Source organism: Paenibacillus sp. JCM 9796 (genome assembly GCF_055379675.1).
Map to the genome: position 1 here is coordinate 588,039 of NZ_AP043723.1, position 25,957 is coordinate 613,995.

Consider the following 25,957-nt stretch of genomic DNA (forward strand, 5'->3'; position numbering starts at 1 on the left):
GAACTTCACTCCTTCTCCAGATTGCGGATGACTTCATCGGCCTTCCGGCTGTCCATCTCCAACTGCTTCGGCGTATACGACACGGCTTCCTCCGCCGCCCTCCAGCAAGCGAGCAGCGCCGCGAGCCGGTCCACCGCAGCCTTATCCCAGTGACGCTTGGCTGCGGCCAGCACCTGGGCGTCGGATGCGTCGGTGCGAACGCCGAATCTGGCGCGCAGCCGGCTGCGCACGTACCGCTCCTGATGCGCCAGCGCTTCACGGGTCAGCCTGCCCCGCTCGTACCAGCCTGCCGCGGCCAGCAGCGTTTCGTCGCCGCGCCGCACCGTCCATGCGCGCGGCGTGAAGGCAGGTCCGAAGCGGACCGCTTTCCGCCACAGCCATAGCAAGACGGCAAGCAGCAGCTGCAGCAGCACGGCGAGCAACCAGTCGGGGTACACGGCAAGCAGCCCCGGTTTGTCCTGCAGGCCGTGGTGGTATTCGTCAACCCAGAGCGCGCCGCTCGGCCGGTTCAAATACGGCCACAGCAGCTCGAAGTGCGAATGCTCAAGCACATGCTCGTTCATGGTCCATTCCGGCACGACGAACAGGCTCAGGCTGCCTTCGCCGACGGCGAGATGGCCGCCGATCACCCCGCGCGCATCGCGAAGCACCGGCTCCATGCCGCTCGATGCGTCCAGCCGGTAAGCGGACGCGACGCTGCCGGTGAACCCCGTCTCGGCCGGACGGCGCAGATCGGTTACCGGGACGACGCCGGGGTCCGGTTCGTCCAGTGCCGCTGCGGGAAACGTCGTCCAGCCCTCAGGAGAACTGTCGAACACCAGCAGCTCGTTGCCCCGCTCCACCCAGCCCGCGATTTCTTCCCGCTCCCGCTCCGTCAAGCTGTAAGGCTGAAGGAGCACCAGCGTTTGTCCGGAGGCCTTCGGCAAGAACCGCCAAGGCTTCTGCCATCGTTTAACCGGGACGTTCTTCTCTTCCAACAACGTATATAACGCTTTCGTTCCGTCGCGATCCGCCGAAACCGACACATAGGCCGGCAGATCCGGCAAATCGGGCCGGACAAGCAGCCAGCCGATGCCGAGAAACGCGGCGACGCTAAGGACGAGAGCAATCGGCGTCTTATTTCGTTTCAGCATGACCCGCCCCTTCCCGGACAAGCGAAGCCAGCAGCTCCGTCATCCGCTCGTAATCGCGCGCCTCTGCTTCTCCGCGTCCGTAATACACATGCTCGAACAGCCGGGCCGCTTCGATAAAGGACCGGGCGGCGGCAGGCTCGCGGTCGTGCAGCTCCTCCGCATATTCGCGGTTCGTCTTCCACGTCTGGGCCCGTACCCAGTCCCGTTCATTCATGAGCAGCAGCAGCGCCAGGAACGCGTGCCGCACCGCTTCGGGGTAATCCCCGGCGGCGGCGAACCGCTGCGCTTCCTCGGCCAGCCTTGCGGAAGACCGGTCCAGCTCGACTGCGCTGCGGAAAACAATCCGGCGCCGGCTGCGCCGCTCGAGAATCAGAAGGCGCATCATCCACAGGATGGCGGCGGCCAGCGCGGCCAGCAGGAAGCCCAACAGGAGGTACGCGACCACATTCGGCGTTCCCGGCGCTATATCCAGCTCCGGGAACAGGTCGGCAATCTTCTCCAGCTTCTCCTGCAGCCATTCGAAGATCGGGTTGCCGCTGCGTTCCCGCATATAGGCGGTATATTCGTCGCGGTTTAGAATCTCCTGCAGCTTCTCTTTATCCGTCTGGACTTCGGCTTTATTCATCGGTCTTTTTCGTCTCGGTCATTTTCGTCTCCACGGCGCTCCAGTCGGTCGGGCCCTCGTCCTCCGGACGATCATCACCTGCATTGCCCGGCATCGCCGCATCCGGGTCCTTATGCCCGTTCACGTTCGGCAGGCTGCGGGCAAGCATCTGTTCCAAATCGGTGCCCTCGCTGCGCAAGCGCAGATCGAAATAAATGACCGCATACGGGATCATGTAGAACGGCGTGATGAGCAGAGACAACAGGACGTAGATCAGCTGGCCGAGCAGCGACATTTTGAACACCGACACAAGAAGCGCATAGATGCCGAGCAGAAATACGGTATAAATGACCGTCAACACCAAATAAATGGCGAATATACGCCAAAAGCTGCCCCTCGTCAGCCTCCAGCTGCGGCGCAGCGCCTGTCTCTCCTTCTCCACGGCGACAACCGGCAAATAAAAGCCGAATCGCACGACGAAGTAGCTGACAACGGCCAGCACAGCGAAAAGCGCAAGCAAATAGAGAATGACGATCAGCGCCACAAACGCGATGCCGCCGCCTAACGGATCGGCGCCCATCCTCGTAAAGGCTGCTCCGAAACCCGTGCCGACGATGGCCAGCACCCCGAACACAGCGACAAACACGATAATTAGGCCGATATAGATCCCGGTTACAATCAAGCCGAACAAAAACGTATTGCCGACCATCCGCCAATAGGGCGTGAACGATTGGCGGAGCAGGTCTCCGAAACGAATGCTCTCGCCTTTGCCTGCCGCGTTCACCAAGTGCAGCTGCGCAGCCACCGACGACGGAAAGAACGCCAGTATATACAGCGGCATGAGCAGGGCAAGCCCGGCAAGCCCGCCCGACATTTCCGCCTGTCCGCTCCTGTTGCCATTCAAGAAAAGATCGAATGAACCGGAAATCGAATGCTCGCTTTGCGGGAGGAACGAAACGCCGCTCATGTCGTACAACAGCACGTTTTGCACGAAATAAAACGGTCCGAAGAACAATAACGCAAGAAGATATGTCATGGTGAAATGTTTGCGGTACAGCTGAAAGCTTCTGTCCAAAATCGTCCCGACGCCCATCGGCTTGTTGAATAATTCCATCCTGGCATCCTCCCGCTTACATATTCGCCATAATTATACACGAAGGCAGCAGCCGTGGCACCAAAAATTACAGCCGCCGCAACAAACAGAAAGCCGGCTTTCCCCGGGAAGCACCGGGCAAAAGCCGACTTCTTTGTTCGTGTAATGGGCGCCAAGCTCTGAAAGCAGCGCGCTTGCCTTACCCCGCGCTCTGCGAGTGCAAATACAGCTGCTCGTAGTAGCCGTGCAGCTCGAGCAGCCCGCGGTGGTCGCCTTCCTCGACAACTTCGCCTTGGCGCATGACGAGGATGCGGTCCGCCTGCATGATCGTGGACAGCCGGTGCGCAATGACAAGCGTCGTCCGGCCTTGCGAGACGACGTGCAGCGCGGACTGGATGAGCTGCTCCGTATGCGAGTCCAGATTGGCCGTCGCTTCGTCGAGAATCAAAATTTTCGGCTGGAACACGAGGATGCGCGCGAACGAAATCAACTGGCGCTCGCCCGCGGACAGCCCGCTGCCCCGTTCCGACAACCGCGTGTCGTAGCCGTCCTTCATGCGGCGGATGATCGCATCCGCTCCGACAAAGCGACAAGCGTCGATGACGGCCTCGCGCGAGATCGATTCATCGAACAGGCGGACGTTGTCGATGATGCTGCCCGAGTACAAATACGGCTCCTGCTGCACAAGTCCGATCATCCGGTGCAGCGTCGCCTGCGGGATATCGCGAATGTCCGTACCGTCAATCTTCACGCTGCCCCGGGTCACGTCGTAAAACCGGCACAGCAAGCCGATCAGCGAGCTTTTGCCCGCGCCGGTCGTACCGACAATACCGATCATTTCGCCCGGCTGGATATGTAAATCGACATTGCGTAAGACCGGGACGCCTTCCTGATAAGCAAAGTGCACATGGTTAAAGTCAATCCTCCCGCGCACCGAACCCAGATCGATGCGGGCAGGCTTCGCCGCATCCCTCACCTCCGGCCGTTCCGAGAAAATATGCCAGATCCGGTTCACCGACACCGTAGCCGATTGCAGCGTGTTCCACTGCTGCGTAATCGTGTTGATCGGCTGGAAAAACAGGCGGATGTACGTGATGAACGCATACAACACGCCGAATTCGATACTTTTGTCGAATACGGCGATGCCGCCGAGCCACGTGACGAACGCGACCGACAAGTTGCCGAGCATATCGAACGAGCGGTTAAACAGGACGCTCGTGCGGATCTCGCGCAAATTCGAGCGATAGTAGCTGCGGTTTTTATCGGTAAACTGCCCCTGCTGCTCCTGTTCCTGATGGAACGCTTGAATGACATTCATCCCGGCCAAATTCTCGGCGACGAACGCCACCATACGCGATAAATTCGTCCGCGCCATCTGGTACGTCTTGCGCATATACGAGCGGAAAGAGACGGCAATCAGCGCGATCACCGGCAGCAGAATCAAGCAGTACAAGGTCAGCTCCACGTCCAGCTGAAACATCATCACGATGATAAACACCAGCGTCATCCCGTCGCGCACCAGACTTAAGAGCACTTGATTAAAAAATTGGTTCAACGTCTCGGTGTCGCTCGACACGTGCGTGATCAAGCTCCCGCTCGGCATCCGGTCGAAGTAGGACATCGACAGCTTCGAGATGTGCTCGAACAGCTCCTTGCGGATTGTCGCGACGATGCTCTGTCCGGCGTGCTGGAGCAAATTGTTCTGCAAGTACGTGAACAGCAAGCTCGTCAACGACAATCCCAAATAGACGGCGCTGATCATCACCAGCGTCCCGTAATTCGTATCCCCGATCATGAGATGATCGTCGATCGCGATTTTGACCAAGAACGGCTGGAGCAAGTCGGCGGCGATCGCCAGCAGCACACAGACGACCATCAAGCCGAACGTCAACCGGTGCGGCTTCGCGTAGCCGAGCAAGATACGAAACGCCGACTTATACTGCGTCGGCGTCTCCGGAGCGCCGTCCATGGTCGAATCCCTTCTAGGATCCGGAACCGGGCGTCCGAATTCCTTCGGCATAGTGGCTCCCCTCCTCTTGAATGGCGTGTAAAACCGCATAAATCCCCGGCTGAGCCAGCAGCTGCTGATGAGTTCCCCGCTGCACGATGCGCCCTTCGTCCATCACGATAATTTCGTCGGCGTGCTGAAGCGCGCTGATCCGATGCGCGATCAATATCGTCGTCTTGTTCCGGCGTTCGGCGCGGATGGTCTCGATTATTGCCTTCTCCGTTACCGCGTCGACCGCGCTCACGCTGTCGTCGAGAATCAGAATCGGCGAATTTTTGATCAAGCCGCGGGCCAGGCTTGTTCGCTGCCGCTGCCCGCCGGATAACGTTACCCCGCGCTCGCCGAGCATCGTCTCGAACTGATCGGGGAAAGCGATAATACTGGCGTAAATTTGCGCTTGCTTCGCCGCGCGTTCCACCTCGCCAAGCGACGAGTCCCGGCGGTAGAAGGCAATATTGTCGCGAATCGTCGTGCTGAACAGGAACCCTTCCTGCGGCACATAGGCGATTTGCGTCCGCAAGCTTTCCAGCGTCATCTCGCGGATGTCGACGCCGCCGATGCGGATCGCGCCGGCCGGCGGATCGTAGATGCGCAGCAACAGCTTCGCCAGCGTCGTCTTGCCGCTCCCCGTCTTGCCGATGATACCGAGCGTCTTGCCCGGCTCAATCGTCAAGTCGATGCCGTGCAGCGCATCCTTGGCCGCATCCGGATAAGCGAACGACAAGCCGCTGACGCGAATGCCCGAGCGGTCTAAATTGACCGGCTTCGCTCCCTCATCTTCCGCAATGTCAGCCGGCCGCGCCAGCAGGTCGTTGATCCGTTCCAACGAGGCCCGCGACCGCAGGACCGTGTTGATGACATTGCCGATCTGCTGCAGCGGGTTGACCATCATCCGGATGTACAGCGTCAGCGCGACGAAATTACCGAGCGTAATGCGGTTTTCGATGGTCAAATACCCGCCGTATGCGATCGTCACGACAAGTGAAAGCGCGCCGAGAAACGGGATGATCGCCTGGAATAACGACGATACCCGTACCAGGCGCAGCTGGTTGTCGCGAATGCGGTCCACGGACTCCCCGAAGCGCCTGATCATAATCGGCTCGACGGCGAATTTCTTGGTCACGCGGATGCCGGCGAACTGCTCCTCCGCCGACTCGGTCATCTTCCCAAGCGATTCCTGTACGCTTAAGGATCGCATACGGATGACAGGCCCAAGCTTGACAACGACGAACGGGATGATCAGCAGCGGCGCGATACAGACGGCGATCAAATAAAGCGGGATCGCGCTGGTTGCCATCATCGTGACGGCGGCCGCAATCAGCATGACCGCGTTTGTCGTCTGATTGATCCCGAGCGAGATCGATTCCCGGATGGAGGTTACATCGTTCATCACGTAGCTGAGCAGCTTGCCGACCCCGTGCTGCGAATAGAAGCTTTCGCTCAGCTGAGTGAAATGGTCGAACAGCTTTTTGCGGGTCACAAACTCGAAATAACGTCCGATCCGCATAATGATGTACTGGCCGACACCCCCGAACAACGCGAACGTCACCCCGATGCCAAGCAGCATCAAGCTGTAATCGACGATGACGGGCGGTGTTAACTCTGCCCGCTGCAGCTGATCCGTAAAGCTGCCGAGCAGCTTCGGGTAGCAGGACTGAACAATGTTGGCCGTCGCAATGAGCGCGATTGCAAACGCAAACTGACGCCACTTGGATCGTACGAAATCGAACAATAATCGTTCTGAACTCAAGACGCGTCACATCCTATGGGTGGTTTTGGGCGGTCGTTCTACCAGAACCCAACGACTGTCGGTCCTGGAGGTTGATTCGGCCGCACTTCATTCGGAGCAACGGCATCATGGCCGCCCGCTGCGGCCCTTGCATCCGCGAAGCCTGCAGCCCGGGAATCTGATGAAAACGGTTTATGCCGATCATAAGCTGCTTCAATATTTTAACATACGATCCGCCTCTGCTGAACACCTTGCGAAAAAAGTTCCGCCCGATGAGCCTAGCGCGTGGCGCGATGACGAGGCGACACAGACGACCGCCATTGTACATGGGCTTCAACAGGGGATGAGTGCGGGGCCAAAAATAAAAGCAAGCCGCCCCCTTGTCCCGCATAGATTAGACCGATAAGCACTAACAAGGATACAAGCACTTAATCCATACACATGGAGGGGATGCCTTATCGAACCCAGCCTTATCCTGATCGGCGCCTTCGTCGGGATGCTCGTCGGACTGACAGGCGTTGGCGGAGCCGCACTCTTAACGCCGCTTCTCATCACCATTGGCGTACAGCCGGCAGTGGCCGTCGCCACTGATTTATTTTACAGCTCGGTCACGAAGCTGTTCGGCAGCGTTCAGCATGTACGGCAACAAACCGTAAACCTGCCGTTAGTGAAGCAATTCGCGCTAGGCAGCCTACCGGGCGCCGCGGCTTCGATCCTGCTGCTGAAAACATACCCGCCCCTGCATGCCTATCAAGATACGATCATCAGGAATACGCTCGGGATTATGCTCATTGTCGTTGCACTGCTTAATTTGGTCAAGCTGTGGCTGGGGGACGAAGCCACCGGCGCCATTCAAGACAAGCCGCTGGAAGGGAAGCTGGTCCTGACGATCAGCATCGGCTTTGTCCTCGGTTTTCTGGTCGGCCTCACTTCCATCGGCTCAGGCTCGTTGTTTGCGCTGGCGATGATGTTCTTTTACCGGCTTACCGCCGCCGAGCTCGTCGGCACCGACATCGTCCATGCCTTCCTGCTCGTGTCGGCGGCAGGCCTCATGCATGCGGGTCTCGGGCATATCCATTACGGACTTGCTTTCCAGCTGCTGATCGGCTCGGTTCCGGGCGTTCTACTCGGAAGCCGTCTCTCGGCGAAAATCCCGGCGAAGCCGCTGCGCACCGCCATGGCCGCCATCATTCTGCTCAGCGGCATCAAGCTGCTGTAATCCCTTGACCTCTGTGCCCTGGACCTTATTCGCCATCGGGACCGGGGCGATCCTTTTATTCTCGATCGGTTTGGCCACAGCGACCGTCGGCTTCTGGATCACCCGGATCGCCGAGCTGCAGAACTTCACCGAGGACGCCGCCCGCACGGCCGCGCAATATCCGCTTGCGCTCTATCCCAAGTGGCTGCAATCGCTGCTCCTTGTCGTCGTGCCGGTCGGCTTCGTCAGTTACGTCCCTTCTCTTTACATTGTGCGGGGCGAATACGGCGTCTGGCTGCTTGCGGGGACGGCATTGGCCGCTCTTCTGTGCTTGGCGGGCAGCTTGGCGTTCTGGCGCTACGGATTAACAAAGTATTAAAGTACGGGGAGTTAGGGAGGCGGCAATAAACCTTGAGCGCTCCATCGAGGATAGAAGTCAATCATATGTCTAAGCCATTTAAAACCCCTGTCGTTCGCGAAGGTCCATGGGCCGGGCTGCGCACGTTGTTCTCCCGCGAATATCGGGTGAAGGAAGCGGTGCGCGATATCAGCTTCTCGATCGAACCGGGCGAGTTCGTCGGGTACATCGGTCCGAACGGCGCCGGCAAATCGACGACGATCAAGATGCTGACCGGCATCCTGCATCCGACGTCCGGCACGGTGCGCATCGGCGGGGACAGCCCTCATCGGGACCGGCGGCGCGTCGTCCGCCGGCTCGGCGTCGTGTTCGGACAGCGCAGCCAGCTGTGGTGGGATTTGCCGGTTAAAGACTCGTTCGATATTTTAGCGGAGATGTACCGGGTCGAGAGCTCGGTAAAACGCCGTCGGCTCAAGGAGCTGTCGGACCTGCTCGACTTGCGTGAATTTTGGGAGACGCCGGTGCGCAAGCTGTCGCTCGGCCAGCGGATGCGCACCGATTTGGCGGCGGCCCTGCTGCATGACCCCGACCTGCTATTTCTTGACGAGCCCACGATCGGGCTGGACGTCTCGGCGAAGCGGAACATCCGTGCATTCCTGAAGACGCTGAACCGCGACTTCGGCAAAACCGTCCTGCTCACGACTCACGATATGGACGACATCGAACAACTGTGCGGCCGGGTGATGGTCATCAACCATGGCAGGCTCGCCTATGACGGCACGACCCGTCAGCTCCGCGAGATGATCGGACTGCCGACCGTCATCCGCGTCACCTTCCGCGGCGCCTTCCACATTCCGGCGCTGTCCGAGACGGAATCGCTGCCGTTCCGCATCGCCGAAACGTCGGAAAGCGGGGTCGTCATCGAGGGCAACCGGCAGGACGCGAAAGCGATGGACATGCTGCGGGAGCTGAGCCGCTGGGGCGAAACCCGACGATATTCTTATGGAGGACCCGGCTTTCGAAGACGTGATTCATCGCGTTTACTAGCCTAACAACCGGGAGATAAGGGGCATCCGCTGTAAAAAAGCCGTTGAACTCCAGCTGGCCGGAGTTCAACGGCTTGTTCATCTTGTTCAGTCGGTCAGCTTACACTGCCCGAGCGGAACGACTTTCGTTTTATGCTTCAATTTATAGCCGATCCAGATGGCGGCAAACAACGGCAGGCCGATGAACGAGGAAAGCAGGCCATACCAATCGATTTCTTCCCCGGTTACCGCCGCATACCCTTGCCCGAACATGACGAACAAACAAAGCACCAAGGCAAATAACGGCCCGAACGGAAACCACTTGGCCTTGAACGGCAGCTCGCTCAGCGAGTGACCTTGCAACAGGAAGGCTTGGCGAAACCGGTAATGGCTGACGGCTATGCCGAGCCAGGCGAGAAACCCGCACATCCCCGACAAATTCAGCAGCCAAATGTACACGATCCCGTCGCCGAACAGCGAGGTGAAGAACGCGAGCATCCCGATCGCCGCCGTCACGGCAAGCGCCGCAACGGGTACGCCGCGGCGGTTCAGCGACGCCAGCAGGCGCGGCGCCTTGCCTTCCTTGGCGAGCACCCAGAGCATCCGAGTGGAGGCGTACATGCCCGAGTTCCCGGCGGACAACACCGAGGTCAGAATTATCGCGTTCATGACCGAAGCGGCGAACGCAAGACCCGCATTTTGAAATACGATGGTAAACGGGCTGACCGCAATGTTGGCGACATCGCCGTTAATCAGAACCGGGTCCGTATACGAGATCAGCATCCCGATAACGAAAATCGCAAGGATGTAGAACAGCAGGATGCGCCAAAACACTTGGCGGATCGCTTTCGGAATGTTGACACGCGGGTTATCGCTCTCCCCTGCCGCAATCCCGATCAGCTCCGTCCCTTGGAAGGAGAAGCCTGCCGCCATAAAGACGCCGAGCACCGCCATGAAGCCTCCGTGAAACGGCGCGTCGCCTTCCGTAAAATGACGGAAGCCTATGGCCTCGCCGCCGATAATGCCGACGATCATCAACAGGCCGACGCCGATGAAAACGATAACCGTCACCACTTTAATGAGCGCAAACCAGTATTCCGATTCCCCGTACCCCCGTACGGACAAGTAATTGAGCCCGAACATGAAAGCCAGAAACAGGACGGACCATGGCAGCGACGGCGTATCCGGAAACCAAAACTTCATTATAAGCCCGGCCGCCGACAGCTCCGCCGCGATCGTAACCGCCCAGTTGAACCAATAGTTCCATCCCAGCGCAAAACCGAGCGCCGGATCGACAAACCGGCCGGCATAGGTGCTGAAAGAGCCGGATACCGGCATCCATGCCGCCATCTCGCCCAAGCTCGTCATCAGGAAATAAACCATTAAACCGATGGCCGAATAGGCCAGCAAGGCCCCGCCCGGACCGGCGGAATGAATCGCCCCTCCGCTGGCCAGGAACAGTCCGGTACCGATCGATCCCCCGATCGAGATCATCGTCAAATGGCGGGCCTTCAATCCGCGCTTCAATTCGTTCGCCCGCTGCGGCGCTGCTGTGTGCTTCTTGTTGTCCATAGTCGTCCCCCGACATCGTTCGCCGTGATGCATTTTCTTGCTGCAATCAAGGGTCTTCGTCATGTTATGTTCTTCTTTTTACAAAACATTTATTAGTTTACGGAAAATTAGTCGGGGAAACAATAAGTTAATTCTTCCAGAAATGATTCCAGCAGATCGGTCGGCCCCGCAGCGACCAATCTTTCAGCGCTCATGAAAAAAAGCCCCCGATGGTCATGGTCATCAGGAGCTTCGTCACCCACGATATACACGATATAACGATTTTGCAAACCGTTTTGATTGTTAGTCACGAGGTTCGGCCCCGTTGGGCTGACGTTTCGGGATGTTCACCTATTCGCCGGCGCTATTCCGGCAGCGCCAGCTTGCCCATGACCGTCTGCCGCGCGGCTCCCGTGGCGGACGGAAGATTGTTCGGCTCGCCGTGAAGCAGGTTGTTGCCGAACACGGCGAAGCAAATCGCTTCCTTGGCGTCGTCCGAGACGCCAAGCGATGCAGCGGTGCGCACCCGCTGCCCCGGCAGCAGGTCGCCAAGCATGCGCAGCAGCGTCCGGTTGTGCGCGCCGCCGCCGCTGACGACGACCTCGGCGATCGCCTGGCCGGGCAGCACGAAGTCGCGATAGCTCTGCGCGATGCTGCGGGCGGTGAACGCCGTGAACGTGGCGACGATGTCCTCCGGCTGCAGGCCCGCCGCCCGCATGCGGGACATCCACGCGTTCGCATACGCTTTGCCGAACAGCTCGCGGCCGGTCGTCTTGACCGGCTCCAGAGCGAAGTACGGATGACTCAGCATCTCGCCGAGCAGCGCCTCGTCTGGCCGTCCGGCCGCCGCCCAAGCGCCGTCCGCGTCATACGTCAGCCTGCCGTCCGTCAGCTCGAGCACGGCCTGATCGATCAGCATGTTGCCCGGCCCCGTATCGAAGGCCGTCACCTGCTCCGGCTTCGCGCCCGCGGGCAGCACTGCGCAGTTGCCGATGCCGCCGATATTTTGCGCGATGCGGCCGACGTGCTCGTCACGGAACAGAATCAGGTCGCCATAAGGCGTAAGCGGGGCTCCCTGCCCGCCGACGGCCATATCGGCGGTGCGGTAATCGCCGGCGACCGGCCGGCCCGTCAGCTTCGCGAGCACCGACAGATCGCCGATCTGCAGCGTTGAGCGAACGCCGAACGGGTCGACCGCCGCTTCCGCCGCGACCGGGATATGCCAGATCGTCTGGCCGTGCGAACTGATCAGATCGATGTCCTCCAGCCGCAGCCCCGCGGCCGCGGCCGCTTCCCTCGCCGCCTCGGCAAAGCGCTCCGCCATGTAAAAGTTCATCGCGCATACGTCCGGCGTCGAAGAGTGATCCGGGCTGCAAAGCCGCTTCAGCTTCTCCCGAAGCGGTTCCTCATACCGGACGCTGTGATAATGCACCAGCTCGATTCGCGAATCGAGCCCGCTTCCGGCGATCCTTACGACGGCGGCGTCGATCCCGTCGAGCGAGGTACCGGACATAAGCCCGACGATGAGACGCTCCGGCTTGTGTAAAGCGGCCTGCAGCCAATGGATCATACGGCGTCTCCTCCTTGGCTGCCGTCAGCACCCGAACCCGCCGTAGCTTGCCCGCCAAGCGAGATCGGCAGTCGGCCGGCGGCAGGAATGCCGCCAGTCAGCACCTTGGCCGCGCTGCGCAGCGCCAGCGGCCGGCTCTCGTAAACGGCCATGAATGCGCCGACATCGGGAAACGCAAGCAGATCGTAAGGGCTGCGCAGCGCGACGACGATCGGATCCTTCCCTCTTGCCTGCAGCGCCCTTATCAATTCAGCCTGATCCGGCTCCAAATAGGCGTTATACGTGGCCACGACGACCTGATCGGCGAACAGCGCGCTGCGCACCAGCTCCTCCTTGAGCTCGCCAACTTTGCGGAGTGGCACGAGCCATTCCGTTTCGCAAGCGCCGAGCTCCACAAGCGCTTTGCCCAGCGAAAGCGGGGCCTCCAGCAGCTCGTCGACCTCCGATTGAACGGCAGCCTCCACCGAGATCACGACCAGCGAACGGTCCTTCGCAAGCGGCAGCAGTCCGCGCTCGTTGCGCACGACCGTGATGCTCGCTTCGCTGATGCGCTGCGCCGCCGCCAGATGCGCCTCGCAGCCAACGAGCGGCGGCACAAGAGCCGGCTCGACCGCTTCGTCTTGCGGCTCCTCTGCCGCTGTTCCCCCCGGCACGCCGCCAGCCGCGGCCGGTGCCAGCACGCCGCGCCGCGCCTTCAGCGCCAGCAGCCGCTCGACCGAGCGGTCGATGCGCTCCTCGCGGATGCGTCCGGCTAGCACCGCCAGCCGCAGCGCTTCCAGCGCCCCCAGCTGACGCTCATGGCTGTGGCTGATGAGCACAAGGTCGGCCCCCGCTTCGACCGCCATAACGGCAGCCTCCACCGTGCCGAAATGCTCGGCGATTGCGTTCATCTCCAAACAGTCGGTCATGATGACGCCCTGATAGCCGAGCTCCCCGCGAAGCAGACCGGTCAGCGCCGCATGCGACAGCGTCACCGGCAGCTTCGCCGGCTCGTACGCCGGAAATACGATATGCGCCGACATGATGGCGTCGACGCCGGCCGCGATCGCCTCCCGGAACGGCCGCAGCTCAACCAGCTCCAGCCTTTCGAGCGCATGCGCGACCGTCGGGAGAGCGAGATGCGAATCCACATGCGTATCCCCGTGGCCGGGAAAATGCTTGGCTGTCGCCACAACGCCGGCCTCTTGCAGCCCGTGGATCGTCGCAACGCCTAATTCCGCCACGCGGCCCGGATCTTCGCCGAAGGAGCGCACCCCGATAACCGGGTTGGCCGGATTGTTGTTCACATCCAGAACGGGGGCAAAGTTCAGGTTAATTCCAAGCGCCTTCAGCTCGCGGCCGCTGATCGAAGCCGCTTCATAGGCGTCTTCGGCGGAGCCGCCGGCCGCAATCGCCATGGCACCCGGCATCAGCGCGACCCCGTCGGTGATCCGCGCGACCATGCCGCCCTCCTGGTCGATGCTGATCCACAAGGGAAGCCGCCCGGCGATCGATGCGGCCGCTTGCAGCGACCGGTTGAGCCGGGCCACCTGCTCCGTGCTCTGCACATTACGGGCGAACAAGATGACGCCGCCGACCGCTTCGTCGCGAATCAACCGCTCGATATCGGCCGACGGCTCCGTGCCGGTGAAGCCGCACAGCACCATTTGCCCGATCTTCTCCTCCAGCGTCATCCGTTTCACGAGTTCCGCAGCCGCTACAGCCGCTGTTTCCGCTTTGTCCCCTGCTTCCCCCGCGCTCCGTTCCACTACGTCCATCCCGATTTCCTCCCCTTCCGGGTTGTTAAATAAAGTGCATTACATATACAGTAAATAACCGCTCCGCTCCTTCTTCCAACCCTCTATGTCGGCTTCGTAACGGTCCAGCACCCGGCGCAGTCCGCCGTCTTCCGCCAATTCGGCGGCTACCAGCGAATCCCCCGTCAATAAATCGATGAACGCCTTTCCGCCTTCGCGGACCGGGGGAAGAAACCGGAACGTCTCCGGGTACAGCTTCTGCATCGACCGGAGCAGCGTCAGACCTGCCCGGACCGATTCGAAAACATCCGGCTCGGTCACATACAGCCGAACCCCTCCGCACAGCTCGCCCTGATGCTTGGAGAACGTCGGCGAGAAATAAAGCGGATGCGCGTGCACCCCGGCCAGTCCGAACGAAGCGAATTCGCGCGCGAGCCGTTCGCCGTCGATCCAAGGCGCTCCTACCGTTTCGAACGGACGCGTCGTGCCTCGTCCTTCGGAAACGTTCGTGCCCTCGAACAAACAGGTGCCTGCGTAGACGCGAACCGTGTCAAGCGTCGGCACGTTCGGCGACGGCACGATCCACGGCAAGCCCGTCTCATCGAACCGCATGCCCCGCTTCCACCCTTCCATCGGTACAACCGTCAGCGCGCACGGCTGCTCCAGCCGGTCGTTAACCCACCCGGCGTACTCGCCGATCGTCATGCCTGTCGCATACGGCGTTCCGGCGACCGCCCCGACCATTGACTCGTATCCGGGCTGCAGCAGCCCGCCTTCAGCCCGGAGGGCGCCGAGCGGATGCGGACGGTCCAGCACGTACAGCGCACGCCCCGTTTGGGCGCAAGCCGCCATCATGTACACAAGCGTCGATAAATAAGTATAGAACCGGACGCCGGTATCCTGAATGTCAAAGAGCACGGCATCGACGCCTTCCAGCATGGCGGCGTCAGGCTTCTTGCGCGTGCCGTACAAGCTGTAGACCGGGATGCCGAGCTCCGGATGCTCTTCGTCTTCGAAGCGAACGCCGGCCTGCCGTTCGCCGCGCAAGCCGTGCTCGCAGGCAAAGAGCGCGGACAACCGCACCGAAGGCATCTCCGCGCACGCGGCAAGCGTCGTCCGGAAACGGGCGTCCACGCCCGTCGGGTTCGTCAGCAAGCCGAGTCGCAGCCCGCTCAGCTTCGCCGCGATGCGAGGAAGCAGATCGGCGCCAGCCGTAACCCGCGCCTTCATCCGGCTATGCCCCCCACGTCTTCCCGCCTTGGTTCTCCGCCTTCTCCTCGCGCCCGGCGAGCACGTTACGGGCAACCATATTCGAGTATACGGCCGCCATTCCGGCAAACAGGAAGGCGAAACCGACGACGGTCAATCCGAGCAGCACCGTGACGCACAGCAGCTGCAGGAAAGCCCCGATCGTATACCCCGGATGGGTGACAGTCAGCTTCACGCTGCGGCCTACGGCGCGAAATACAGGCTCGTTCTCCTGCACGATGAGCGGCAGCGTATACAGCTGAGATACGAAGAACATCGTCACAAAGTAAGTCTGGAAGATGGCCAGGGCCCAGTGCAGCATGCCGTCCTTCTGCCCGTAATACCACCAGGTGGAGGCCAGAATCAGCACGAACAACGAGCACAGCAGGCCGAAAACGGCCGACGGGATGAAGAAACGAACCGCCCCGGCGAACACATCCTTCAGCCTCGGCCGTTCGCCCGCCACCATCCGGTGAGCCGCATAGAAGACGCCTGCCAGCAGCGGAGCATAGACGACCGGCACCAGCAGAAGCGCCGTTCCCGCCGAGAACAAAAATACGAGCGGCATCAGTACAGCCGAGCTGACCGCGCTGAACAGAAATATCGCGATCATCTCCCGGTACACCAGGCCGCCGGCCTGTACGATCAGTTGACTTAAACTGCGCATGCAGCCTTTCCCTCCTTATTCAAGCCCCGCAATCGTTACAGTATGATGCGCACTTCGGTATCCGGATTGAAGAAATGCGCCTTGCTCAGATCGATAATGAACGTCTTCAGCTGTCCGATCGAAGCATTCGTCTCCGGGTGCACCTTAGCCGTTACCATCCGCTCACCGACACGGAAATAAACCAGATTTTCCGAGCCCAGGTGCTCGACGACCTGTACGGTAGCCGACAGCTTGTGCTCGGGAGAGACGTGCAGCGCAAAGTCTTCGCCGAAAATGTGCTCCGGGCGAATGCCCAAGATAACGCTCCGTCCTTCGTACGCCTTCATGCTCCTTGCCATCCGCTCCGGCAGCGTGAATGCCGCGCCTTCCACGATCGCCTTGTCCCCTTGGATCTGCGCGTCGATGAAGTTCATCGCCGGGGAGCCGATGAACCCGGCGACGAACATGTTGCTCGGGTTGTTGTACAGCTCCGTAGGCGGCGCAATTTGTTGGATGACGCCGTGGTTCATCACCACGATGCGCTCCCCGAGCGTCATCGCCTCAACCTGATCGTGCGTCACGTACACGATCGTCGCGCCGAGCCGCTTGTGCAGCTCCGACAGCTCCACGCGCATCTGAATGCGCAGCTTCGCATCCAGGTTGGACAGCGGCTCGTCGAACAAGAACACCTGCGGATCGCGGACGATCGCGCGTCCGACGGCAACGCGCTGCCGCTGCCCGCCGCTCAGCTCCCGCGGCTTTCGCTCGAGCATCTCGTCAAGGCCCAGGATCGAGGAGGCGGACTTCACCTTCTCTTCGATTTCGGCTTTGCTTTTTTTCAAATTTTTCAAACCAAACGACAGATTCTCGCGAACGGTCATATGCGGATACAGCGCATAATCTTGAAACACCATCGCGATATCGCGGTCTTTGGGATGAAGCTGGTTGACTACCCGGTCGCCGATCAGAATATCGCCGCTCGTCTGCTGCTCCAGTCCGGCGATCATTCGCAGCGACGTCGTCTTGCCGCAGCCCGACGGGCCGACGAACACGACGAATTCTTTATCCTCAATGACGAAGCTCGAGCCCGCTACCGCCGTAAAACTGCCTCTTTTGACATCCTCATATTCCTTACGGACATTTTCGAATACAACGCGAGCCATACGTTCTCCTCCCAGCTAGCCCTTAACGGCTCCAATGGTGATGCCCTGCAGGAAATACCTTTGCAAGGCGAAAAACAATACGATCATCGGCAGCGCCCCGATCGTCGCCCCGGCCATGATCGCGCCGTAGTCGGTCGATTCCGCAAACTTAAAGCCGGCCAAGCCTACCTGAATCGTCCGCATCTCATTGCTGCGCGTGACGAGCAAAGGCCAGAAGAAATCGTTCCAATGCGCTACGAACGTGAAGATCGCGAGCACCGCGAGCCCCGGCTTCGCCATCGGAAGAATGATTTTGTAGAAAATGCCGAATTCGCTGCACGCATCGATCCGCGCCGCATGAATGAGCGACGTAGGCAGCGTGGACATGTACTGCTTCATCAGGAAGATGTTGCCCACCCCGACGAGCGCCGGCAAAATGATCGCCGTATACGTGTCGCCCAAATTAAACATGTTGATGACGAGAATGTAGAGCGGGATGAGCGTGACTTGTGAGGGAATCATCATCGTGCTGAGCAGCACCCAGAAAATCGACTTGTTACCGGGAAACTTCAGCTTCGCGAACGCGTATCCGGCCAAGGAGGCGAAGAACAGGTTCGTTACCGTCAGCACCGCCGATACGAAGAGCGAGTTAACCAGCCAGCGCCACGCCATCGTTTTGTCGAAGAAACGCTCGTATGGCGCGATGGACCAGATGTCCGGAATCATCTGCGGCTTGAACGTCGCGCTCGCTGCCGAATCCTGAAAGGAGCCGATGAACATCCAATACAGCGGAATGACCGTGATGAACGCCCAAAATGAGAGAATTACCGCGCCGAGAGCAATCAGTATCGTTTTGTTGGTTGTTTTCATCGCGATTGCCCCCTCTAGTACTCGATATCCGTCGAGAAGTATTTGAATTGCACGACGGACACGATCACGATCATCGCCGCCAGCACGAACGACTGCGCGGAGGCAAGCCCGAAATCGTAGTAGACGAATGCGGTGTCATAAATCAAATAGGCGATCGTCGTGGTCGCAAAGTTCGGACCGCCCTGCGTCATCAGGTACACGCTGATGAACACCTGAAACGATGTGATAACGCCCGTCACAAGCAAATAGAGCGTCGTCGGCTTAAGCAGCGGCCAAGTAATCTTCGTGAACTGCGTCCAGCCGCTCGCGTGGTCGATGTCCGCCGCTTCGTACAGCGACTTCGGGATGCCCCCCATCGCCGCCAAATACAAAATAATGCCGCTGCCATGTGAGCCGAGGTAGGTCATCAGCATGAGCGAAAACAGCGCCGAGCTCGATTGCCCGAGCCAAATGACCGGCTCCAAGCCGAAGAGAGCGAGCACCTTATTGAACAAGCCGCCCGAGGTCGGGTCGAACATCGCCAGCCAAACAAGCGACAGCGTGACGCCGGAGGCGACCGTCGGCAAATAAAGCGCTGCTTTGAAAAACGTCTGCCACTTGTTTTTCGTTTGAAATATAAGATAGGCGAGACCGAACGTAATGACAATATTGACGGGCACCGTGCCGACGGTAAAAATGACGGTGTTCTTCATCGATTTCCAGAACACTTCGTCGTGCACCAACCGCGAATAGTTGCTGCCCCCGACCCATTTGGACTGCAGAATGCCGTATTCCTGAAAGCTCATAATAAACGCCGAGATGACGGGATATAACGTAAACACGAGAAACAAAAGCACCGGTACCGCAATGAATGCATACGCCCACCCGTACTCCCGCCAAAAACGCTTGAGGGGACTTGGTGCCGGTACGGGCCGTGCAACCGAAGTTTGCTGCATGAGGGTCTCCTTTCCGCCGAAAAAGCCGATTCGTCCTCATTCTGAAAGGAAAGAAAGAAAGCACAAACGGGGAAGCCTTACCCTTTCGGGCTGTCCGTCTTTCGTTAAGCTTCATCGGACGGCTTCCCCTTTGTACTTCGCCTCAGTTTCCTGTTTTCCCTTGAATTATTGGCCGAACATTTGCTTGCCTTTGTTCTTGAAGTCTTCCACCGCTTGATCGGCGGTCTTCTCGCCGGCCAGCACCGCCTGGAACGTCGGTTTCACCACTTGCTCGTTAAACTGCTTCATCTTCGCGGCTTTATCGACATCGATGCTGAGATCGACCGGCATCGAGATGTTTTTCGCCATCGCTTGGGCGGCCTCCGAGTTCACTTGGCTCGCTTTGCCCTTGCCTTCGAATTCCTTCGCTTGCGACTTGCGTACGAACGGCAGGGACAGCTCGTTGGCGGAATTGCCCGCTTTGGCTCCGCTGAGCGCTTCCATCACGAGGAACGTGTTCTTCGCGTGCTGCTCGCCTTTATCGTTCTTTTGCTTGAAGGCCACATAGCCTTCGCCGCCCATCGTCGTCTTGGCCGGCTGGTTGTCGTGGTGCGGAACAGGCAGGAGAATGAACTCGATTTTCTCGCCCTTCACTTTACCAGCGTCGATGTCTTTGTTGCGGTTTTGGATCATGACATCGTAGTATGGAATCGCTTTACTGATGATCGCCGCTTGGCCGGCATAGAACATTTCGGTCCGTTTGAGCGGCGCCAGGGCAGCGCTCTCCTTCGGCATAACGCCGGTTTTGACCAGTCCTTCGATAAATTTCATCGTATCGAGAATCCGGGTGTCGTTCCATTGGAATTTCCCGTCTTTGTCCAGCACATCCGGCATCCCGGCGTTGCGTGAGAGCATTTGAATGAAGTCAAGGCTCGTGCCGTCTGTAACGAGACCGTATTGGGTAGAGCCGTCCGGCAGTTTTTTGGTCAGCTTCTTGGCCGCTTCGTTAAATTCGGACCACGTCCAGCCGCTCGCTTGTATTTTCTTCCAATCGATGCCGGCTTCCTCCAGGATGCGCTTGTTGCCGCCCCAAGCCCATTGGAATTGGTACAGCGGGAGGCCGTACTGTTTGCCCTGGATTTGTCCGAGCTCCAGCGTTCCCGGCTGGTAATCGTCTTTAATTTCTTTAGTTAGGAAAGAGTCCAATTGAAGGGCAAGGCCGGTGTTCACGTATTGACCGCTGACGGAGTGGAAATACAGGTCCGGCGGATCGCCCGCGTTAAGCGCGACGTCGAACTTCTTCGGACCTTCCGCCCAAGACAGCATTTCGTACTCGACTTTAATATGCGGGTTCGTTTTGGTGAAATCAGCGACAAGCTGTTTCAGATCGTCTTCGTACGCGGCATGCACCGGATACGTCCATACTTTGACGGTATCCGGCTTCTTATCGTCGGTCGGCGCCGCACTTTGCTCGCCGGTCTTCGTTCCCGCCGTTCCAGTCTCTCCCGCACCGCCGCCGGCGTTGTTACAAGCTGTTAGGGCCAAAGCACTGATTACCATTAAAGACAGCCATTTCGTACGCTTCATCGTTAAATCCCCCTTGGTTTGTGGTTATTTGTTCAAATCGCGTATGACCGCCCGGCTTCGGTCGAGGTATTGAACCGACTGGTTGTAGTTGCGGCTGGCGACTCCCAAATACAAAATGTCGATCACATTCAATTGTGTGATGCGGGAAGCCATCGCGCCGCTGCGAATTTCGTTCTCGGTGGAAGAGATGCAGAGCGGAATTTGCGAGTAGCTGTGGAGCGTCGTCGTACCGTATTTCGTAATGCTGATCGTCGTGGCGCCCAGCTCTGAAGACGCTTTCAATGCGGTAATCACTTCGCGGGTTTCACCTGTGTAAGAGATGGCTACCGCAGCGTCACGGGGAGTCAAGGTAACCGCCGTCATCAACTGCACGTGCGAGTCGGCGAACGAGAACGCCGTCTTGTTAATACGGAGGAACTTGTGCTGCGCGTCCTGCGCGATCAATCCGGAGGCCCCGATCCCGAAGAAAAATATGCGCTCGGCCCGGTCTAACGCCTCCACCGCTTGACTTACCATCGCTTCGTCCAAAATCTTGACGGTGTCGCGGATCGACTGAATGTTGTTCGCCGACACGTTCTGAATCAAAGTCGAGATCGAGTCATGCGGCCGGATTTCCTGATAGCCCTGCATCTCCGGCACCTTGGCCGACTCCTGCAAATCGCCCGCGAGCTTCAGCTTCAGATCCGGGAACCCTTTCAGCCCGAGCGACTTGCACAACCGCACGATTGCGGCTTGACTGGACCCGCTGTATTCCGCGAGCTGCGCTACGGATAATGCAATAACGCCTTTGGGATCGCCCAGTATATATTCCGCCACCTTCTTCTCCGATGGCGTCAGATCGTGCAGGGCTTCTCTTAACCGGACGAGTCCGCCGTTCAACTCCCTCACCCCCTCTTGCCAGAATTCATTTCCAACTGACTCCAATTATAAAGCCTCTGAAACTTTATTTCAACATATATTTCAATAATAAAATTTTGTTTTACACGGACAAGCCTTTTCGTATATACTTTAAACATAATCTTACATGACGTGGCAAGAAGGTGATGTTCGTGAAGCTGTTTGTAGGCATCGACGGCGGCGGGACGAAAACGGAGATTTGCGTCATCAATGCCGCAGGACTGGAGCTGACCCGGTTGTCAGGAGGGCCGAGCAATCCGCAAGCGATTGGCTTCGACGACGCCGTTCGCGAGCTGACCCAGCTGTTGAATCAAGCGCTTTCTTCTATACGGGAAGACGACGGGGGAACGGGAACGCCGGGGCCGGAGAGGTCCGAAGAGCTTGGAGGGCTTGACAAGCGCGAAGTGCTTGGGGAGTGTGAAAAGCTTGACAAGCTCGGTGCGCCCGGACAACGTTGGGAGCTCGGCCTCTGTCTTGGCATGGCGGGCGTCGATACGCATGAAGATCGGGAACGCGTAACCTTCGCAATCCGGTCTTATTTCGAACAAACGGGCGTCGAGGCGAAGCTGCTCGTGACGAACGACGCGGAAATAGCGCTGATGGCCACGCTCGATCGCAGTTTCGGCGTGCTCGCCATCGCAGGAACCGGCTCGATCGTCTTCGGCCGCACGCCGGACGGGGACTGTTACCGTGTCGGCGGTTGGGGGCACTTGCTTGGCGACGAAGGCAGCGGCTACCGCATCGGTCTCGATACGCTGCATGCGGTCATGCGCAGCTACGACGGCATTGATCCGCCTACGGCGATGACGCCGATGATTGAACAGGCATACGGCTGGGAACGTATCGTCGAGCTGCGGAGGTATATCTACCAGCCGCACATTAAAAAGCAGGACGTCGCCGCCTTCGCGCGGTATGCGATCGAAGCGGCCGCTGCCGGCGATCCGCCGGCCAGGCGGCTGATCGAGCGCAGCGCCGCAGCCTTGGCAGAGCAAACGTCCGCGCTTGTGCGCAAGCACGCTTGGTTCGTGCAGGCGGACCTGGTGCTCAGCGGCTCGGTCTTTCGGTACAGCGAGCTGTACCGGAAGACGTTTCGCGAGCGGCTGGAGGCCGCTTGGCCGGATCTGCGGCTGCACGAAGCGCGGCAAGCGCCCGCCTATGGCGCCGCCCGGCTGGCGCTGCAACTCCTGCCAGGCGAGTGAGCATTCCCCTCTCCAGCCAACTGGCGCAACTGCAGCGGCTGGAGCAACTGCTATCGACACCGCTGCCTGATGCAGGAGCACGGTATCCCAAAAAATTATTCAAGAAGGAGCTATCTCCATGCAAATACATCAGCTACACACACTCACGACGGAGCAGGTCAATCCGCGGACACGACAAATCGACGAGCTGCCGACCGAGCAAATCCTGACGCTCATCAACGATGAAGACCGTCTAGTCGCCGACGTGCTGCGAGGGCTGATTCCGAAGCTGGCGCAGGCCGTCGACCGCATCGTCGCCTCCTTTCAACAAGGCGGACGCCTCATCTACATCGGCGCCGGCACCAGCGGCCGCATCGGCATCCTGGATGCGTCCGAATGCCCTCCGACCTACGGCACCTCGCCGGATATGGTGCTGGGTTTGATTGCCGGCGGCTTCCAGGCGGTGAAGGATCCCGTCGAGGGCGCCGAGGATAGCGAAGAGCTCGGCATGTCCGATGTGGATGCCCACGGAATCGGGCCGAACGATGTAGCCGTGGGCATCGCAGCCAGCGGACGGACGCCCTATGTACTCGGCGCGATGAAACGGGCCAAGGCGAACGGCGCCGGGGTCATCGGCATCTGCAACAATGAGGGGACGCCTATGGTTCCGCTGGCCGATATCGTGCTCGAGGCCGTGGTCGGCCCGGAAGTCGTACTCGGCTCCACGCGGATGAAAGCGGGCACCGCCCAGAAGCTCATCTTGAACATGCTGACGACGACATCGATGATCCGCATGGGCAAAGTGTACGGCAACCTGATGGTCGATGTACAGCCGTCGAACATCAAGCTCGTTGATCGCGCCAAGCGGATCATCCGGCTCGCCACCGATGCTTCGGAGGAAGCCGTAGAACAAGCCTTCGCCGACTCCGGCGGCCATGTCAAAACCGCCATCGTCATGCTCCTCGGAGGCGTCCATTGTGCCCAAGCCCAGGCCGCACTTGCCGAAACCGGCGGCTTCGTGCGCAAATCGTTAGAGCTGCTGCTGACGAAATAGGACTATTGAAATATCGTAAGTATGTTCGTGAACAACTCAAAAAGCTCACGTGTGCTATCCTTCCGTGGGCTTTTATTGATTAGATCATTTGTAACGCCGACCTCTATTTTCAAGCAGCCCCTGTGTCACCTCTGCCCTGTTCTTTCAAAGGGGCGCTCCCCCGCCTCAGCAGGCGGGGGCAGGTTACAACGAGATAAAGCCGGGAGCTATTCCCTGCTCCGCTTATAAAAAGAAATGACGGCTTCTTCCAAAAATTCCACAAGCCGATCGCTTTGATCTTCCATCGTGAGACGGTAATCGTTCAAAAAACCGGGATTGATTGGTATAAGGGAGGCGGCCCGAACCTGTTCGAATAGATGGCCGGACAAGTCCAAAATGCGGCCGACGGCATAGCTTTTCAAAAACTGTTGAAACGAGGTCAAATCGCTGAACAAAATGGGCAACCCCGCCGCCAAATAATCCCACGCTTTGTTTGGAAATGTACTGTCCAGAAACGGTTTGTTTCGTTCGGTTACATGCAATACGGTTAGCCCGACGTCATAGCGGGTCATCTCGTAAATCAGCTCGTTCGGCTCCCGGGTTCCTTCCCAATGCAGGTAAGGGGATTTCTGCTCCAGCATGCTGTAATATGAGCTCTGAAAAGGGGTGTAATAGTGAACATGAACTTTCTCCTGCGCAAGGGCAAGTAAAACAGGTTCGATATTACGGTGATGATCGCTGCGATTCGTTAAGCCTCCCTCATAGACGCAATGGATCTCGCCGTCCGTTTGGCTTAATTTCGGAAGATATTGCTGGGGTAGCTGTTCACGAAGAACATAGTTATCCAGCACCGTGACCGGTTTATTCGACAGACCGAATCGTTGTACGGCAATTTCCTTGATTAAATCCGTCACATAGATGTTCGCGGACGCATATTTATTGGCGATGAATTCCAAAATCGCTTGATCGTTCGTAATATCCCCGCGGAGCGACATCATGTCGTGACAATCATGTATGACAGGTTTGGTGGAGCAGGCCAGCACGGCGCTGATGATGTCAGGCTCATTACAGCTAATGACAAGATCATAGGAGGATTGATCGACAAACTCGACGATTTCCTTAATCATCCGGAGTTTAAAAATCCGGGAATATGGCAGTGCATAGCCGCGATAAACTTCCGCAGGATGCGTCTTTAAATAGAGCAGATCGGTTTGGATGCCGGCTTGGCTTAACACGTTGGCGATTTTATTCGTTCGGATATCGGGAATGACTTGAATGAATAGCACGCTGTTAATACGGACATTCATTCATCCACCTTCTTTGGCAGCGTAAGGAGTCCCTCAAGCAGCGTTTTATTGTGGAGAACATTCGTGTCCTCGGGACGGTACTTGCGGGCTTCTTCGTTATGAACGTATGCGTTCTCGTATTCGCCCAACCGATAATAGCAAACGCACATATGCAAATGTGGATACCAGGTCCAGTAAGCGGGATAACTGAAGCCCCACTGATTCGTATCGGCCGGCAGCCGGGTCGCTAAATCATACCAGAATATCGCTGTACGATAGTCCCGCTTCCGGTAAAAATAAAACCCCATCCGGCTGGCTACTTCAGCTCTGGGCTTGCCGTAATCGAACGATTTGCATAAAGCCTCCAGTTCTTTTTTCAAATCGCCGAGGAACCGGTAGCAGTCCGCCATGTTGATACACGCATTAATTTTATCCTCGACCCATCCTTCGGCAAGGTCCAAATTGTTTTTATAGTTATCTATCGCCTTCTCATAATGGCCGTTTTCTCTGAGTTCATTTCCGTAGTAAAAATAATCCCGGGGACTGAACTTGTCGCCGCGTTCGATTTTACGCTCATAAATTTGCAGGTTACGACCTACTTTATGTCTCGTTTTCTTGTGCGTGATCGCCACGTCCGAATTAATAATGTAGCCGGAGACCTCCAAATAATTATGCACGTCGCCGCGCCATTGAAAGTTGCGGGCCGTCTTGATGAGCCGGTTGCGCCGGTAGCGCAGCGTGACATTGCCGAACTCATCCGTGCCGGCGTTGTAAAACATGGAGACCGAATCGACCGCGGGATTCAACGTTTTCTTGAGCTCTAGAAATTGACGGCGATCTTCCTCCAAGATGACATCATCCGCATCCAAGTAAAGAATGTACTCTTTCGTCGCGTAGGTGAAGGCATGGTTTCTCGCTTCCGAGAAGCTTCCTGTCCACGGAAAATGAAAAATGCGGTCCGTGTACCGTTTCGCAATTTCCACGGTTTGGTCTTCGGAGCCTGTGTCGATAATGTTGATTTCATCGACGATATCCTTGGCGGAATCCAGACAGCGGGCCAACACTTCTTCTTCGTTTTTGACAATCATGCACAAACTGATGGTTATCATGAATCATCCTCATTTCCGGAAGTTATAGAGAGGAGAAAAAAT

22 protein-coding genes and 1 pseudogene are annotated in these 25,957 nt (G+C 58.3%); 5 read left to right on the forward strand and 18 right to left on the reverse strand.

The window, feature by feature from the left end; translation table 11 throughout:
* Nucleotides 1–5: 5 nt before the first annotated feature.
* The 5 genes from ACZ439_RS03010 to ACZ439_RS03030 all read right to left on the reverse strand — a co-directional run bounded on the left by ACZ439_RS03010 (nucleotide 6) and on the right by ACZ439_RS03030 (nucleotide 6,588).
* Complete coding sequence (locus tag ACZ439_RS03010; protein ID WP_464620606.1) at nucleotides 6–1,133, reverse strand: DUF4350 domain-containing protein; 1,128 nt, start codon at nucleotides 1,131–1,133, stop codon at nucleotides 6–8.
* Nucleotides 1,117–1,758: a DUF4129 domain-containing protein gene (locus ACZ439_RS03015; RefSeq protein ID WP_054798524.1), complete on the reverse strand. Its 642-nt coding sequence runs from the start codon at nucleotides 1,756–1,758 to the stop codon at nucleotides 1,117–1,119. Before ACZ439_RS03015 ends, ACZ439_RS03010 begins: the two co-directional genes overlap by 17 nt.
* Nucleotides 1,751–2,851, reverse strand: coding sequence for a DUF7847 domain-containing protein (locus tag ACZ439_RS03020; RefSeq protein WP_054800434.1), 1,101 nt, complete (start codon nucleotides 2,849–2,851; stop codon nucleotides 1,751–1,753). The genes ACZ439_RS03015 and ACZ439_RS03020 overlap by 8 nt, the downstream gene beginning before the upstream one ends.
* Before the next feature lie 178 nt (nucleotides 2,852–3,029).
* Nucleotides 3,030–4,799, reverse strand: a complete 1,770-nt coding sequence (locus ACZ439_RS03025; protein ID WP_141334067.1) for an ABC transporter ATP-binding protein — start codon at nucleotides 4,797–4,799, stop codon at nucleotides 3,030–3,032.
* A 13-nt stretch (nucleotides 4,800–4,812) separates the two neighbouring features.
* Nucleotides 4,813–6,588, reverse strand: a complete 1,776-nt coding sequence (locus ACZ439_RS03030; protein ID WP_054798522.1) for an ABC transporter ATP-binding protein — start codon at nucleotides 6,586–6,588, stop codon at nucleotides 4,813–4,815.
* A gap of 436 nt (nucleotides 6,589–7,024) precedes the next feature.
* Between ACZ439_RS03030 and ACZ439_RS03035 the strand changes: the two genes are divergently transcribed.
* The 3 genes and pseudogenes from ACZ439_RS03035 (at nucleotide 7,025) to ACZ439_RS03045 (ending at nucleotide 9,170) form a co-directional block, all read left to right on the forward strand.
* Nucleotides 7,025–7,786, forward strand: coding sequence for a sulfite exporter TauE/SafE family protein (locus ACZ439_RS03035; protein WP_127605683.1), 762 nt, complete (start codon nucleotides 7,025–7,027; stop codon nucleotides 7,784–7,786).
* A gap of 13 nt (nucleotides 7,787–7,799) precedes the next feature.
* Nucleotides 7,800–8,144, forward strand: a complete 345-nt coding sequence (locus ACZ439_RS03040) for an ABC-2 family transporter protein (protein WP_464621103.1) — start codon at nucleotides 7,800–7,802, stop codon at nucleotides 8,142–8,144.
* Between the two features lie 65 nt (nucleotides 8,145–8,209).
* Nucleotides 8,210–9,170: pseudogene (locus tag ACZ439_RS03045) on the forward strand (ABC transporter ATP-binding protein).
* A gap of 86 nt (nucleotides 9,171–9,256) precedes the next feature.
* Here the strand turns inward: ACZ439_RS03045 and ACZ439_RS03050 are convergent.
* From ACZ439_RS03050 to ACZ439_RS03100, 11 genes are all read right to left on the reverse strand, one after another.
* On the reverse strand, nucleotides 9,257–10,720 hold the full coding sequence (locus ACZ439_RS03050; RefSeq protein ID WP_127605687.1) for an amino acid permease: 1,464 nt from the start codon (nucleotides 10,718–10,720) through the stop codon (nucleotides 9,257–9,259).
* A 107-nt stretch (nucleotides 10,721–10,827) separates the two neighbouring features.
* Entirely contained in the window at nucleotides 10,828–11,010 is a 183-nt protein-coding gene (locus ACZ439_RS03055) for a hypothetical protein (RefSeq protein ID WP_464620607.1), read from the reverse strand.
* Between the two features lie 53 nt (nucleotides 11,011–11,063).
* Nucleotides 11,064–12,269, reverse strand: coding sequence for an anhydro-N-acetylmuramic acid kinase (locus tag ACZ439_RS03060; protein ID WP_054800433.1), 1,206 nt, complete (start codon nucleotides 12,267–12,269; stop codon nucleotides 11,064–11,066).
* Complete coding sequence (gene nagZ, locus ACZ439_RS03065; RefSeq protein ID WP_464620608.1) at nucleotides 12,266–14,026, reverse strand: beta-N-acetylhexosaminidase; 1,761 nt, start codon at nucleotides 14,024–14,026, stop codon at nucleotides 12,266–12,268. Before nagZ ends, ACZ439_RS03060 begins: the two co-directional genes overlap by 4 nt.
* Nucleotides 14,027–14,065: 39 nt before the next feature.
* Nucleotides 14,066–15,235, reverse strand: coding sequence for an exo-beta-N-acetylmuramidase NamZ family protein (locus ACZ439_RS03070; protein ID WP_054800400.1), 1,170 nt, complete (start codon nucleotides 15,233–15,235; stop codon nucleotides 14,066–14,068).
* A gap of 4 nt (nucleotides 15,236–15,239) precedes the next feature.
* Complete coding sequence (locus tag ACZ439_RS03075; RefSeq protein ID WP_464620609.1) at nucleotides 15,240–15,920, reverse strand: DUF2189 domain-containing protein; 681 nt, start codon at nucleotides 15,918–15,920, stop codon at nucleotides 15,240–15,242.
* 35 nt (nucleotides 15,921–15,955) lie between these two features.
* Nucleotides 15,956–17,062: an ABC transporter ATP-binding protein gene (locus tag ACZ439_RS03080; protein WP_141334045.1), complete on the reverse strand. Its 1,107-nt coding sequence runs from the start codon at nucleotides 17,060–17,062 to the stop codon at nucleotides 15,956–15,958.
* Between the two features lie 15 nt (nucleotides 17,063–17,077).
* On the reverse strand, nucleotides 17,078–17,911 hold the full coding sequence (locus ACZ439_RS03085) for a carbohydrate ABC transporter permease (protein ID WP_054800397.1): 834 nt from the start codon (nucleotides 17,909–17,911) through the stop codon (nucleotides 17,078–17,080).
* A 14-nt stretch (nucleotides 17,912–17,925) separates the two neighbouring features.
* Complete coding sequence (locus tag ACZ439_RS03090; protein ID WP_127605697.1) at nucleotides 17,926–18,846, reverse strand: carbohydrate ABC transporter permease; 921 nt, start codon at nucleotides 18,844–18,846, stop codon at nucleotides 17,926–17,928.
* A gap of 165 nt (nucleotides 18,847–19,011) precedes the next feature.
* Nucleotides 19,012–20,412 carry an ABC transporter substrate-binding protein gene (locus ACZ439_RS03095; RefSeq protein WP_141334047.1) on the reverse strand — a complete coding sequence of 467 codons (1,401 nt, stop codon included), beginning with the start codon at nucleotides 20,410–20,412 and terminating at the stop codon, nucleotides 19,012–19,014.
* A gap of 24 nt (nucleotides 20,413–20,436) precedes the next feature.
* Nucleotides 20,437–21,291 carry a MurR/RpiR family transcriptional regulator gene (locus ACZ439_RS03100; protein WP_054798416.1) on the reverse strand — a complete coding sequence of 285 codons (855 nt, stop codon included), beginning with the start codon at nucleotides 21,289–21,291 and terminating at the stop codon, nucleotides 20,437–20,439.
* A gap of 170 nt (nucleotides 21,292–21,461) precedes the next feature.
* Here ACZ439_RS03100 and ACZ439_RS03105 point away from each other — a divergent pair, with 170 nt between their 5' ends.
* Nucleotides 21,462–22,508, forward strand: a complete 1,047-nt coding sequence (locus ACZ439_RS03105; RefSeq protein WP_196426859.1) for an N-acetylglucosamine kinase — start codon at nucleotides 21,462–21,464, stop codon at nucleotides 22,506–22,508.
* A gap of 118 nt (nucleotides 22,509–22,626) precedes the next feature.
* On the forward strand, nucleotides 22,627–23,541 hold the full coding sequence (murQ, locus tag ACZ439_RS03110) for an N-acetylmuramic acid 6-phosphate etherase (protein WP_054800401.1): 915 nt from the start codon (nucleotides 22,627–22,629) through the stop codon (nucleotides 23,539–23,541).
* A 206-nt stretch (nucleotides 23,542–23,747) separates the two neighbouring features.
* Here the strand turns inward: murQ and ACZ439_RS03115 are convergent, their stop codons facing one another.
* Nucleotides 23,748–24,827 carry a glycosyltransferase gene (locus ACZ439_RS03115; RefSeq protein WP_464620610.1) on the reverse strand — a complete coding sequence of 360 codons (1,080 nt, stop codon included), beginning with the start codon at nucleotides 24,825–24,827 and terminating at the stop codon, nucleotides 23,748–23,750.
* Nucleotides 24,824–25,915, reverse strand: coding sequence for a glycosyltransferase (locus ACZ439_RS03120; RefSeq protein WP_141334050.1), 1,092 nt, complete (start codon nucleotides 25,913–25,915; stop codon nucleotides 24,824–24,826). The genes ACZ439_RS03115 and ACZ439_RS03120 overlap by 4 nt, the downstream gene beginning before the upstream one ends.
* Between the last annotated feature and the right edge of the window lie 42 nt (nucleotides 25,916–25,957).